Origin of the sequence: Propionicimonas sp. (genome assembly GCF_049840635.1) — a bacterium.
Taxonomy (GTDB): Bacteria; Actinomycetota; Actinomycetes; order Propionibacteriales; family Propionibacteriaceae; genus Propionicimonas.
Window position 1 is genome coordinate 2,268,657 of sequence record NZ_JASGKL010000005.1, and the last position, 13,472, is coordinate 2,282,128.

The following is a 13,472-nucleotide window of genomic DNA, read 5'->3' on the forward strand; positions in this document are numbered from 1 at the left end:
ACCCACCGGTGACCGGTCTGGCGGCGACGTACGGCACGGGCCGTCCCGCGGTGGACGCTGCCGCCGCAGCGGCGTTGCTCCGCGCGCACTACGGCATTGACGGATCCGTGCGAGAGCTGGGCAGCCAGCAGGACCGCAACTACGCCGTCGACACCCCGGCCGGCCCCCGGGTGCTGAAGGTGTTCCACGCCGCCACCGATGCCGTCCGCGTCGCCGACCAGCTCGCCGCCCTGACCGCCGTCGCGGCCGCGGGGATCGCCGTCCCGCGTCCGCTGCCCGGCGCCGACCGCGCGCTCGTCCCGCACGTCGAGGGCGCGGACGGGGCCGGGCACCTCGCGGTGCTCCTCACCTTCGTCCCCGGCCGCCAGCTCGTCGACGACGGCCACCTCTCGCGTCCGGTCGCCCGCTCGCTCGCGCGGCTGGCCGGACGCGTCAGCGCGGCGCTCGCCCCGCTGCGGCTGGGTGGCGAACACGCGTCCCAGTGGGACCTGCGGCGCGCGATCGAGGTCGTGCGCGCGCTGGCCGGCGCCGTCCCCGAGGACCACAGGGCGGAGGTCACCGGCCTCGCGGAGCGGGCGTGGGCGGAGGTCGACGCGCTGGCCGCAGGGCTGCCGCTGCAGCCGATCCACGGCGACATCACCGACGACAACGTCGTCGTGGCCGAGGGGCCGGACGCCGAGGTGTCCGGCGTGATCGACTTCGGGGACCTGGCCCGCAGCTGGCGGGTGGGCGAGCTCGCCGTGGCGCTGTCGTCGATGCTCCACCACGACGTCGACGACCTCGGCGTCCTGGCGGACATGGTCGCGGCCTTCGACGCCGAGGCCACGCTGTCCGACGATGAACTACGCGCGCTGTGGCCGCTGGTCCAGTTGCGCTGCGCGGTGCTGGTCGTGTCGGGCTGGCAGCAGCTGGCCGTCGACCCGGGCAACGAGTACGCGCGAACCCGGATGGCCGGTGAGCAGGCCTGCTTCGACGCGGCGGCACGGCTGCCGGGCGTCGTGATGGCGAACCTGTTCCTCGCCGGACTCGGTCGCGCGCGGGACGGCAACGAGGGAGCGCGGCTCCTCGCCGTGCCGGGCCAGCCCGAGCTCCCCGTGCTGAGCCTCGCCGCGGACGCGCGCGTCCTCGACGACGGGGCGTGGACGGAACCGGACGCGGAGGAGCGCGTGCTCGCCGCTGCGGTCGCCGGTCGCGACGGCGTGCTGGTCGTGCCGCAGGGGGAGTACCGGCTCACCCGCAGCATCCCGTCCGACCACCCGGCCCGGCTCGCCACCCACGCGCTGGTCGCCGAGCTGGTCGCACGACACGGGTTCTCGATCGAGGCCAGCGCCCGGCTGGTCGTGGAGGAGGTCGGGGAGGACAGGCTGGCCGCGACGCTCGAGGGCGGCCGCGCCCTGCGTCTGCGGGGCGCCGTCCCTGCCGAGGGCATCGGCCCTGGCTCTGTGGTCGAGCCGGGGCAGGTGTGGGCGGTCGTCCCCGTCGTCGCCGGTCTGGCCCGCGCGCAGGTGCAGCTCGTGGCCGGGGACATCCCGGTCCCGGCGTTCTGCGCCGTTGACGTGGCTCCCGGGTGGGCGCCGCTGGTGCGGGGCACGAACTCCGCCCTCGGCGTCGCGGAGCCGCCCGCGGCCGCCCCGGAGGCGGGGGCCAGGGCCGAGCAGGCGCGCAGGGACCGCTTCCTGCCGGCCAACACCGAGCGCTACTTCGCCGATCCGCCCGAGTTCGTCCGTGGCTGGGGCGCGTACCTGGTCGACGCGCAGGGGCGCGTCCACCTCGACCTGGTCAACAACGTGGCGGCGGTCGGGCACTCCCACCCGGCCGTGCGCGAGGCCGTCGACCGCGCGCTGGCACGGCTGAACACCAACTCCCGGTTCCTCTACCGGCTGCTGGCGGACTACTCCGAGCGGCTGCTGGCCACGACCTGGGGCGGCGCGTACGACAGCGTCCTGCTGGTGAACAGCGGGACCGAGGCGATGGACCTCGCGCTGCGGATGGCGAAGGTCGCCACCGGACGCCGCCAGGTGGTCACGCACCGCGAGGGCTACCACGGCTGGTCGGCCGCCACGGACGCGATCACCACCTCCGCCTACGACAACCCGCACGCCGCGGAAAGCCGCCCGGACTGGGTCAGCATCGCGGCGTCCCCCAACCCCTACCGCGGGACGCACCGCGGCGCGGACGCGGCGTCCGGCTACCTGGCGGACGTGGACGCGCTCATCGCGGGCCTGCGCGCCGACGACCGTCCCCCTGCCGCGGTGGTGATGGAGAGCATCCTCGGCAACGCCGGCGGGGTGTTACCGCCGGCCGGCTACCTCGCCGGGCTGGTGGACCGCGTCCACGCCGCCGGAGGGGTGGCGATCGCCGACGAGGTCCAGGTCGGGTTCGGACGTACCGGCGACAGCTTCTGGGCGGCCGAGGCGGAGGGGGCGCTCCCGGACATCATCGTCTGCGCGAAGGCGATGGGGAACGGGTTCCCGATCGGGGCGGTGATCACCCGCGGCGAGATCAGCGGCGCGCTCGGCAGGGAGGGCCTGTTCTTCTCCACGACCGCCGGGTCGCCGGCCGCCTGCGCGGCGGGGATCGCGGTGCTGGACGTGATGGAACGCGAGGACCTGATGGCCCACGCCCGCGCCGTGGGCACCCACCTGCGCGACCGGGTGGGCGACCTCGCCGCGCGGCACCCGCTGATCGGCGCCGTCCACGGCCGCGGCCTCTACCAGGGCGTCGAGCTGGTCACCGACCGGGACACCCTCGCCCCCGCCGCGCGGGAGACCGCGCTGCTGTGCGAGGCGCTGCGCTACCGCGGGATCATCGACCAGGCCACGTCCGAGCGGCAGAACGTGCTGAAGGTGAAGCCTCCGATGGTGCTGACCACGCGCGATGTGGACTGGTTCGCCGACGCGCTGGACGACCTCCTCCGGGGCTGGGCGGGGTAGCGGCGCCGCGCGAGAATGGGCGGGTGGCTGGGTAAAGGAGTCCCGTGCGATACCTGATCATCGGCGGCGGGCTGGCCGCCGCGAAGGCCGTCGAGGGCATCCGTGAACACGACCGGGAGGGCGACATCCGGCTGGTCACGGAGGAGGAGCACCTGCCCTACGAGCGTCCGCCGCTGTCGAAGGACGTGCTGCAGGGGAAGGCCGGCGTCGAGTCCGTGTTCCCTCACCCCCGGGGCTGGTACGCCGAGCAGGGCGTCACGCTCGTCCTCGGCGACCCCGTCGCGTCCATCGACCCGGTCGGACGGACGGCCACGCTGCGCGGGGGCGGGCTGCTGCCGTGGGACCGCGCGCTGGTGGCCACCGGATCGCAGGTGCGCCGGCTGGGCATCCCCGGCGCCGACCTGCCGGGCATCCACTACCTGCGCACGCTCGACGAGTCGCTGGCCCTGCGGGCGCGGCTCAGGGAGGGCGGTGACGTCGTGGTGGTCGGTGGTGGCTGGATCGGCCTGGAGGTGGCGGCCGCCGCCCGCGCGCACGACTGCCGCGTGACGCTGATCGAGCCGCAGGCCGCCCCGCTGGAGGGTGTGGTCGGCCCGACCCTGGGGGCGTGGTTCGCGCAGCTGCACGATTCGCACGGCGTCCAGCTGCGGCTGGGGACGGGCGTGGTCGCGTTCACGGGGAACGGTCAGGTGAACGGTGTCGTGACCGAGGGGGACGTGACGATCCCCGCCGACGTCGTCGTGGTCGGCGTCGGGATCCGGCCGCGGACGGACCTCGCCGCGTCCGCCGGTGCGCAGGTGGAGGACGGTGTCCTCACCGACGCCCGGCTGCGCACGAGCGTGGACGGGCTGTGGGCGGCCGGCGACGTGGCCCGCTGGGACAGCACGCTGTTCGGACGCCGGCTGCGGGTCGAGCACTGGGCGAACGCGCTCGACGGCGGGTTGGCCGCCGGCCGCTCGATGGCGGGCGCGGACGTGATCTACGACCCGGTGCCGTTCTTCTTCTCCGACCAGTTCGACGCCGGCCTCGAGTACGCGGGTTACGTCGCCCCGGACGCGGGCGCGGAACTCGTCGTGCGGGGCGACCCGCGGGCGAACGAGTTCATGGCGTTCTGGGTGGTGCCGGAGGGCTCCGGCGTCCGCCTGCTCGCCGGCATGCACGTCAACACGTGGGACACGATGGACGCCGTCCAGGCCCTGATCCGCCGCCGCGCCGTGCTCACGAAGGAGGCTCTCGCCGACCCGTCCGCCACCCTCGACGAGCTCGCCGGCTGACCGCGGTACGAGGGGACGGTTCTTTCGTACCGGGTCCGAGGGGACGGTTCTTTCGTACCGGGTCCGAGGGAACCGTCCCCTCGGACCGGAGTGCGCCTACTTCTTCGCGGTTCCCCACATCGTGCGGACGACGTCGCCGCCCACGCGCATCACCTGGTTCCAGAAGGTCGGGGAGCTGAGCACCTTCTCCACGCCCGACTTGGGGGCCGGACGGGACGAGCCCGACGACCGGGGACGCGACTGCGCCCGCGCCTGCGCCGCCTCCGCCTTGTCCTGCGCGGCCTGCGCCTTCGCCTCGGCTGCCTGTGCCTTCGCGTCCTCGGCGGCCTGCTTCTCCGCCGCTGCCGCATCGATCCCGGCCTGGAGCTTGCGGGCGAGCATCTCGTAGGCGGAGTCGCGGTCGACGGCCTGCCCGTACTTCGCCTGCATCGAGGATGCCGCGACGCCCTGGGTCATCCATTCGGCCGGCATCGTCGTCATCGACGCCTGCGGGGCCAGCATCCGCGTCCACGCCACCGGGGTGGGGGCGCCGTCGGGGTTCAGCACGGTGACGATCGCCTCACCGATGCCGAGCCCCTGCAGCGTCTCGGCCAGGTCGTACTGGCTGGTCGGGTAGGTCTGGACGGTCGCCTTCAGCGCCTTCGCGTCGTTCGGCGTGTGCGCACGCAACTGGTGCTGCACGCGCGAGCCGAGCTGCGCGAGCACGTTGTCGGGGACGTCGGTGGGCGACTGGGTGACGAAGAAGATGCCGACGCCCTTGGAGCGGATCAGCCGGACGGTCTGCGCGATCGCGTCGAGGAACGCCTTGGACGCGCCGTCGAACAGCAGGTGCGCCTCGTCGAAGAAGAAGACGAGCTTCGGCACGTCCACGTCCCCGATCTCGGGCAGGTCGTGGAACAGGTCGGCCAGCACCCACATCAGGAAGGTGGAGAAGATGGCCGGACGGTCCTGCAGGTTCGGCAGCTCGAGCAGCGAGATCACGCCCTTGCCGCCGGCCTGCCGGATCAGGTCCTTGGTGTCGAACTCGGGCTCGCCGAAGAACTCGTCCGCGCCCTGGGTCTGCAGGGTGACCAGGCTGCGCAGGATCACGCCGGCGGTGGCCGCGCTCAGCCCCCCGATCTCCTTCAGCTCGGCCTTGCCGTCGTCGGAGGTGAGGTACTGCAGCACCTCCTTGAGGTCGGCGAGGTCGAGCAGCGGGAGGCCTTGGGTGTCGGCGTAGTGGAAGACCAGCCCTAGGCTCGACTCCTGCGTCTCGTTCAGCCCCAGCACCTTGCTCAGCAGGATCGGGCCGAACGAGGAGACGGTGGCGCGCAGCGGCACGCCGGTGCCCTGACCGCCCAGCGCGTAGAACTCGGTCGGGCAGCCGGCCGGCACCCAGTTCTGGCCGATCTTCTGCGTCCGCGCGGTGAGCTTGTCGCTGGGCGTGCCGGGGATCGCGATCCCGGACAGATCACCCTTGATGTCGGCGGCGAACACGCTCACGCCCGCCGCGGAGATCTGCTCGGCCAGCAGCTGCAGCGTCCGCGTCTTGCCGGTGCCGGTCGCGCCGGCGACCAGGCCGTGCCGGTTCAGCATCGACATCGAGAGCCGGATCCGGACGTCCGGGTCGGGGTCCCCGTCCACCATCAGCACGCCCAGGTCGATGGACGGGTTGTCGAAGGTGTAGCCGGCCTTGATCGTCTCGATGGCATCGGACTGCGCAGTCATGCGGGGTCCCCTCGGAGTTGTTCGGGGGAGCGTAGCGGAGGAGAAGAACTTCGTGGGGTGCTCATGGCCCAAGACTGGCACAACGCACGGCGGCGGTCAGTAAGTGGGGACGGTTGTGGTTTCGCGCCGGACGGCGGCGGGACGACGGTGCTGGTAGCGTGGGGGACCGACAGGGGAGCGCCGCGGGGCGCTGAGAGTGCGGGCAGCCGCAGACCCTCGAACCTGATCCGGTTCGCACCGGCGTAGGGAGTCGGGATTTTCTCCCCGGGGCCGAACCCGGGCCCTCCGAGTACTTGGAGGAGTCATCATGTCCATGCGTCACTGGGCGGCCGCCGCAGCGGCCGCCGTCCTGCTCGCCGGGTGCGCGGGCCCGTCCGCGGCCACGTCCGACCCGGCCACCCCGGAGGCGCCCACCGAGAGCACCACCCTCACCGTGATCACCCACGACTCGTTCGCGCTGTCCAAGGAGGCGCTGGCGACGTTCAAGGCCGAGACCGGCTACGACGTGAGCTACGTGGCCCCCGGCGACGTCGGCACGGTGGTGAACCAGCTCATCCTCACCAAGGACGCGCCGCTCGGAGACGTGGTCTTCGGCATCGACAACACCTTCGCCGGACGCGCCGTCTCCGCCGGCATCCTCAGCCCGTACACGTCCGCCGACCTGCCCGAGGGGGCGGACGCGTACGCCGCCGACGACACCCACTCGCTCACCCCGATCGACTACGGCGACGTCTGCCTGAACGCCGACACCGCATGGTTCGAGGCCAAGGGCCTCGCCGTCCCGCAGACCCTCGACGACCTGCTCAAGCCCGAGTACGCGAACCTCCTCGTCGTGGAGAACCCGGCGTCCTCCTCGCCCGGAATGGCCTTCCTCGCCGCCACGGTCGGAGCGAAGGGGGCCGACGGCTACCTCGACTACTGGAAGGCGCTCAAGGCCAACGGCGTGAAGGTCGTGAAGGGGTGGACGGAGGCCTACACCGTCCAGTTCTCCGGGTCGTCGGGCAAGGGCGCCTACCCGCTGGTCGTGTCGTACTCCAGCTCTCCCGCCTACGAGCACGGCACCCAGGCGCTCACCCAGACCTGCTTCCGGCAGGTCGAGTACGCGGGCGTCCTCGCCGGCGCGCAGAACGAGGTCGGCGCCCGGAAGTTCATCGACTTCCTGCTGTCGGCCGAGGTTCAGGCCGAGATCCCCGAGCAGATGTACATGGACCCGGTCGACTCGTCGGTCGAGCTGCCCGCCGACTGGAAGAAGTACGCGGCGGTCGTCGACCACCCGATTGAGGTCTCCGCCGCCGACCTCGGCGCGAACCGCGAGGCATGGATCAAGGCGTGGACGGCGACGGTCATCGGCTGACCGCGTCCGCGCCGGCCACCGACGCGCCCGAAACGCGCAGAAGCTCCCGAAATTTCGGGAGCGGGGACGAGTTTCGGGAGCGTCTGCGCGGTCTGAGCAGCGGGGGCGTCGGCGGGAACCCGTGGGTGTGGGCGGTGGCGGCGCTCCCGCCTCTGGCGTTCCTCGCGGTCTTCTTCGCCTGGCCGGTGGCCGCCCTGGTCGCCCGGGGGTTCGTGGTGGACGGGGTGGTCACGCTCGCCGGCGTCCAGGAGGTCCTCGCCGCGCCGCGCACCTGGCGGATCCTCGGCCAGACCTTCACCCAGGCGGTGCTCGGCACGCTGGTGGCCGTGCTGCTGGGCGTCCCCGGCGCGCACGTGCTCTACCGCTGCCGCTTCCCCGGACGCCGGCTCGTCCGCGCGGTCGTGAGCGTCCCGTTCGTGCTGCCGACCGTGGTGGTCGGTGTCGCGTTCTCCTCGCTGCTCGCTCCGACCGGTCTGCTGGGGTTCCTCGGCCTGCAGGAGTCGCTGGCCGGGATCGTCGCCGCGCTGGTCTTCTTCAACTACTCGGTCGTCGTCCGGACGGTGGGCGCACTGTGGAGCCGTCTCGACCCCCGCGCGGCGGAGGCCGCCCGTTCGCTGGGCGCGGGGCGGCTGCGCGTGCTGGCCACCGTCACCCTGCCTGCGCTGGCGCCCGCGATCGCGTCCGGGGCTGCCCTGGTGTTCCTGTTCTGCGCGTCCGCGTTCGGGGTGGTGCTCGTGCTGGGCGGGGAGAGCTACGGCACCATCGAGACCGAGATCTGGTACCAGACCACCCAGCTGCTCGACCTGCCCGCGGCCGCCGCGCTGTCGATCCTCCAGTTGCTGGTGGTGAGCGCGTCCCTGATCGTCGCGGGGGCCGCGCGCGCCCGGCAGGAGCGGGCGCTGCGCCTCTCGGGCAACCCGGTGGACGCGCCGCTGCGGGCGTCCGACGCGCCGGCGGCGGCGCTCACCGGAGTCGTGGTGTTGGGCCTGCTGGTCCTCCCGATGGGCTCGCTGGTGTGGCGCTCGTTCGTCACCGCGGACGGGTGGGGCCTGGCGAACTACCGTGCGCTCGCCGGCACGGCCGGGTCGCTGACAGTGAGCGTGTGGCAGTCGCTGCTGAACTCGCTCGGCACCGCGCTGGTCGCCACGGCGATCGCGGTCGTGCTCGGCCTGCTGGTGAGCTACGTGCTGTCGCGGCGGCCCGCGTCCGCCCCCGGCCGGCGGGTGATGCGGGCCGTGGACGCGGTGTTCATGCTGCCGCTGGGCGTGTCGGCGGTGACGGTCGGCTTCGGGTTCCTGATCACGCTGAACCGGCCGCCGCTGGACCTGCGCTCGAGCTGGCTGCTGATCCCGATCGCGCAGGCGCTGGTGGCGTTACCCCTGGTCGTGCGGACGCTGCTGCCCACGCTCCGGGCGATCGACCCCCGCCTGCACGAGGCCGCAGCCACCCTCGGTGCGACGCCGCGCCGCATCGTCGCCACCATCGACGCGCCGTTCGCGCTGCGCGGGCTCGGGCTGGCGCTCGGCTTCGCGTTCGCGACCAGCCTGGGCGAGTTCGGGGCCACGTCCTTCCTCGCGCGGCCCGACCGTCCGACCCTGCCGGTGGTGATCTTCCAGCTGATCGGACGGCCCGGCGCGGAGAACTTCGGTGCGGCCATGGCAGCATCCGTGGTGCTGGCCGCGTTCGCCGCCCTCGCGATGGGACTGGCGGAATGGGTCGGCCCGAAGGAGGTGAACCCGTGGTGAGCGGGCGTGGGACGAGTCGCGCCGGGACCGGCGATCCCGAGACGGGCGGGCTCGAGGTGCATGCCATGGTGAGGGGCGGACGCGAGGTGCGGGAGCAGTGACGGGCGGGCACGACATGGGCGGCGCGGCGGGCGGGCGTGACAAACGTGGCGCCGAGACCAACGGTCCCGAGAGCCTCGATGCCGCGACGGGCGGGCTCGAGGTGCGCGACGCGGTCGTGCGCTACGGGCCGGTCACGGCCGTCGATGGCGTGTCGCTGTCGGTCGCTCCCGGTGAGGTGGTCGCGCTGCTCGGCCCGTCGGGGTCGGGCAAGTCGTCGCTGCTCCGCGCGGTCGCCGGCCTCGAGCCGCTGGTCGGCGGCACGGTGAGCTGGAACGGCGACGACCTGGCCGGGGTGCCCGTCCACAAGCGCGGCTTCGTGGTCATGTTCCAGGACGGCCAGCTGTTCCCGCACCTTTCGGTGGCGGGCAACGTCGGCTACGCGCTGGCCCGCACGCCGCGGACGCAGCGCGAGCGACGGGTGGCCGAGCTGCTGGAGTTGGTCGGGCTCGCCGGGTACGGGCCGCGTCCGGTCACCGCGCTGTCGGGCGGCGAGGCCCAGCGGGTGGCGCTGGCCCGGTCCCTGGCCGCCGACCCGCGGCTGCTCCTGCTCGACGAACCGCTCTCCGCGCTCGACCGGGGCCTGCGCGAGCACCTGGTGGGCGTGCTCGACGAGACCCTGCGGGCCACCGGCGTCCCCGCCCTGTACGTCACCCACGACCAGGACGAGGCGTTCGCGATCGCCGACCGGGTCGGGGTGCTGGCCCGCGGCACGGTCCTGCAGCTGGCCGACCCGGACACGCTGTGGCGCGCGCCGGCGTCCCGTGAGGTCGCGGAGTTCCTCGGCTACGGGCCGTTCCTCTCCGCCGCCGAGGCGGCCACCCTGGGCTGGCCGGACGCCCCGCCGCTCGTCGGTGTCGGCCCGGAGGGTCTCGTCGTCACCGACGACGGAGTGGAGGTGCCGGTGGAGCAGGCGCAGGCACGGCGCGGCGGGAGCGAACTCACCGTCCGGCTGCCGTCCGGCCAGCAGGCCCACGTCCGGACCCCGGCGATCGCGTCCCACGCGCACCCGCCGGCGACGCTCGGCGTCCGGCTCGACCCGGAGGCGTGCGCGGCGGTCCCGATCGCCGCCCCGACGGAACTGTGAGACTCACGGAACCATGCTCGCGCGAGCCTCTGGCAGCCCGGGAGGATGAGCGGGTGGACACCGTGGACGTGGACCTGGGCGCGCTCGCCGGGCGGGTGCGGACGCTGGCCGCGGGGCGACCGCGGGTGGTCGTCGGAGTGTGCGGGGCTCCCGGGGCGGGCAAGTCGACGCTCGCGGCTGAGCTCGTCGCCCGGCTCAACGCGGACGCGTCCGGGTCGGCGGTGGTGGTGCCGATGGACGGGTTCCACCTCGCGAAATCGGTGATCGCGGTCGACGACCGAGCCGGCCGCCGGGGCGCGCCGGACACGTTCGACCCGGACGGCTACGCCGCGCTGCTGCGGCGGCTCCGGGCGAACACGGAGCCGATGGTCTACGCGCCGGAGTACCGCAGGGAGATCGAGGACCCCGTGGCGGGCGCGATCGCGATACCGCGGTCTGCGGCGGTGGTCGTCACCGAGGGCAACTACCTGCTGCACCCGGACCCCCCATGGCGTGCGGCCCGCGCGTCGATCGACGAGGTCTGGTTCCTGGAGGCGCCCAGCGACGAGTTGCGCGTCGAGCGGCTGATCGCGCGCCACGAGCGCTTCGGCAAGTCGGCCGCGCACGCGCGCCGCCACGCCCTCGGCTCCGACGAGGCGAACGCCCGGCTGGTGTCCGGCCATCGCGAAAGGGCGGACCTGGTCCTGCGCTGGCCGCACTGGTGAGCTTCGGGCCCCCTGCGGATCTGCGCGCTGGTTGGGAGGGCTGAGGGGCTCTGGTCTCGCCAGCGGTGCCTGGAGGGCAATATCGCAGGCCGGGCAGTGCTGAGGTGGCGGCGGGAGTTGGTCGCGCGCTGGTGAGGGACATCCGCGCCACCCTGCGGATCTGCGCGCTGGATGGGCTGGCGGAGGCATTTCGGGGGCGCTGGCGGCAACTGGCGCGCAGTTCCGCAGGCAGGCGGCTGGGAGGATTCGCCACCCCGGATCGCGTCGACACCCTCGATAGCGCGGCGGAGGAGCGATCCCGGGGGCCGATTCCTCCCAGCACTGGCCAGGAACTGGGTGGCCACGAGCACCGCGGCGAACGGCGAGTACCCCGGCACGCGGAGTGCGAACTCGGCCCGGTTCAGCAACGCCGGCCCGGTTCAGCCGCGTCGGCCCGACTCAGCTGCGGCGCGCCGCCAGGAGGTCGCGCACCACGCGCTCGGCGGCGTCCGCGAGGTACTCGGGTGCGCGGGTGAGGGCGTCGGTGAGGCTGGGAGCGTCCACGGAGATCGCGACGAGTCGCTCAACCAGGTCCAACAGGTCCTCGGCCGAGGGATCCACCCGGCCGCCGAACAGCACCACCGGCACACCGGCGGCCCGGGCCACCAGCGTCACGCCCCACGGCGTCTTGCCGTGCCGGGTCTGGGCGTCGATGCGGCCCTCGCCCGACAACACCCAGTCCGCTCCGACAACGGCGGACGCGAGCCCAACCACGTCCGCCACCAGCTCCACGCCGGGCGCCGGCCTGGCGTCGAGGACGCCGAGGAACGCCGCGCCGAGACCGCCGGCGGCCCCCGCTCCCGGCAGGTCGCGCACGGTCCGGCCGAGGGCCGGTTCCACGACATCCGCCCAGCGGGTCAGCGCGGCGTCCAGCGCGAGCACGTCGTCCGGGTCCGCGCCCTTCTGCGGGCCGAACACGTGGCTGGCCCCGGACGCGCCGCACAACGGGTTGTCCACGTCACACGCGAGGTCGATCTCGCAGTCGGCCAGTCGGGGGTCGAGCCCGCCGACGTCGACCCCGGCCAGGCGGGAGAGCGCTGCGCCGCCCGCCGGCAGGTCGGCGTCGTCCGCGTCGAGGAACCTCACGCCGAGTTCGGCCAGCATCCCCGTGCCCGCATCGTTGGTCGCGGAGCCGCCCAGCCCGATCAGTAGTCGTCTCGCTCCCCTGTCGAGCGCCTGCCGCACGAGCTGCCCCACGCCCCGGCTGGTGGCCACCCGGACGTCCCGGTCGGGCGGTGTGATCTGGGCCAGCCCGCAGGCGGAGGCGACCTCGATGACGGCGAGCCCGGTCTCAGCCACCCAGCCGTACTCGGCCGTCGCGGGCCTCCCGAGCGCGTCCACGCAGGGGACGGTGACCACCTCGCCACCCAACGCGTCCACGACGGTCCTGGTGGTGCCCTCGCCGCCGTCGGCCATCGGGACCAGCCGGCACTCCGCGTCCGGCACCACGCGATGGACGCCCTCGGCCAGAGCCTCCGCGGCGGTGCGCGCGCTCATCGACTCCTTGAACGAGTCGGGTGCGCAGACGACGGTGAGGGCCATGGCTTCAGGCCGTGGCCACGGGCGTCCGGACGGGCGTCTCGGCCGGCTCCCCGGCGAGCACCCTGGTCACGTTGCGCACGGCCAGCCGGCACATGGCGTCCCTGGTCCGGTCGCCCGCGCTGGCGATGTGCGGCTGAAGGACGACGTTCTCGAGGCCGGCGAACTCCGGGTTGATCCTCGGCTCGCCCTCGAAGGTGTCCAGCGCAGCGCCGGCGAGGTGGCCGGAGCGGAGGGCGTCGATCAGCGCGCTCTCGTCGACGACGCCGCCGCGAGCGGCATTCACCAGGTAGGAGCGGGGCCGCATCCTCGCCAGTGCGGAGGCGTCGATCAGGTGCCGGGTGGACGGGAGTAGCGGCACGTGCAGCGACACGACGTCGGCCGTCGCCAGCAGCTCCTCGAAGCCGACCACGGTGACGCCGTCGACGGCGTCACCCACGTTCAGGCCGGGGTCGCTGGTGATGACCCGCATGCCGAAGGCGTGGGCGCGCCGGGCCACCGCCCGCCCGATCCGTCCGAAGCCCACGATGCCGAGGGTCGCGTCGGCGCTGATGTCCAGCCCCACCAGCATGTTCGGACCCCAGATCCACGGCCGGCCCGTGCGGGCGAACCGGTCGGCCTCGACCACCCGGCGGGTGGTGGCCAGGAGCATCGCGAACGTGTGGTCCGCGGTGGCGTCGTCGAGGACGCCGGGGGTGTTGCACACCACCACGCCGCGCTCAGCGGCGGCCTCGAGGTCGATGTTGTCGTAGCCGACCGCGACGTTGGCGACAACCCGCAGTTGGGGGCCGGCCGCGTCGAGCAGCTCGGCGTCCACCCGCTCGGTGAGGGTCACGATGGCTGCCGCGGCGCCCGCGATGCCGGCGAGCAGGCGATCCCGCGCGGGAGGCGCCTCCTCACCCGCGACGACGGGCAGGCCGAGGTCGTCGAGTTCGGCCATCACGGCAGGGGTGAGGGTGCGGGCGACGTAGAGGTGTGGCTGGGGCATTCC

The 13,472-nt window shown here is 73.8% G+C and carries 9 protein-coding genes and 1 riboswitch; of the genes, 6 read left to right on the top strand and 3 right to left on the bottom strand.

Annotation, left to right across the window (positions count from 1 at the left end):
- Positions 1-8: 8 nt before the first annotated feature.
- A complete protein-coding gene (locus tag QM779_RS16055) occupies positions 9-2,933 on the top strand; it encodes an aminotransferase class III-fold pyridoxal phosphate-dependent enzyme (protein WP_428537219.1) in 2,925 nt (974 codons plus the stop codon).
- A 44-nt stretch (positions 2,934-2,977) separates the two neighbouring features.
- Complete coding sequence (locus QM779_RS16060; RefSeq protein WP_428537222.1) at positions 2,978-4,207, top strand: NAD(P)/FAD-dependent oxidoreductase; 1,230 nt, start codon at positions 2,978-2,980, stop codon at positions 4,205-4,207.
- A 96-nt stretch (positions 4,208-4,303) separates the two neighbouring features.
- Here QM779_RS16060 and QM779_RS16065 read toward each other — a convergent pair whose 3' ends face one another.
- Entirely contained in the window at positions 4,304-5,914 is a 1,611-nt protein-coding gene (locus QM779_RS16065; RefSeq protein WP_428537225.1) for a helicase HerA-like domain-containing protein, read from the bottom strand.
- Between the two features lie 161 nt (positions 5,915-6,075).
- Positions 6,076-6,180, top strand: a riboswitch (TPP riboswitch).
- Between the two features lie 41 nt (positions 6,181-6,221).
- Here QM779_RS16065 and QM779_RS16070 point away from each other — a divergent pair.
- From QM779_RS16070 to QM779_RS16085, 4 genes are all read left to right on the top strand, one after another.
- Positions 6,222-7,268: a thiamine ABC transporter substrate-binding protein gene (locus QM779_RS16070; protein WP_428537228.1), complete on the top strand. Its 1,047-nt coding sequence runs from the start codon at positions 6,222-6,224 to the stop codon at positions 7,266-7,268.
- Between the two features lie 134 nt (positions 7,269-7,402).
- Positions 7,403-9,013, top strand: a complete 1,611-nt coding sequence (locus QM779_RS16075) for an ABC transporter permease (protein ID WP_428537231.1) — start codon at positions 7,403-7,405, stop codon at positions 9,011-9,013.
- Between the two features lie 97 nt (positions 9,014-9,110).
- On the top strand, positions 9,111-10,199 hold the full coding sequence (locus tag QM779_RS16080) for an ABC transporter ATP-binding protein (protein WP_428537234.1): 1,089 nt from the start codon (positions 9,111-9,113) through the stop codon (positions 10,197-10,199).
- Positions 10,200-10,252: 53 nt separating this feature from the next.
- Positions 10,253-10,903 (top strand): nucleoside/nucleotide kinase family protein, encoded by a 651-nt coding sequence (locus QM779_RS16085; RefSeq protein WP_428537237.1) that lies wholly within the window; start codon positions 10,253-10,255, stop codon positions 10,901-10,903.
- A gap of 438 nt (positions 10,904-11,341) precedes the next feature.
- Here the strand turns inward: QM779_RS16085 and QM779_RS16090 are convergent, their stop codons facing one another.
- Positions 11,342-12,484 carry a glycerate kinase gene (locus QM779_RS16090; RefSeq protein ID WP_428537239.1) on the bottom strand — a complete coding sequence of 381 codons (1,143 nt, stop codon included), beginning with the start codon at positions 12,482-12,484 and terminating at the stop codon, positions 11,342-11,344.
- A gap of 4 nt (positions 12,485-12,488) precedes the next feature.
- Complete coding sequence (locus QM779_RS16095; RefSeq protein WP_428537242.1) at positions 12,489-13,469, bottom strand: 2-hydroxyacid dehydrogenase; 981 nt, start codon at positions 13,467-13,469, stop codon at positions 12,489-12,491.
- Positions 13,470-13,472: the final 3 nt, after the last annotated feature.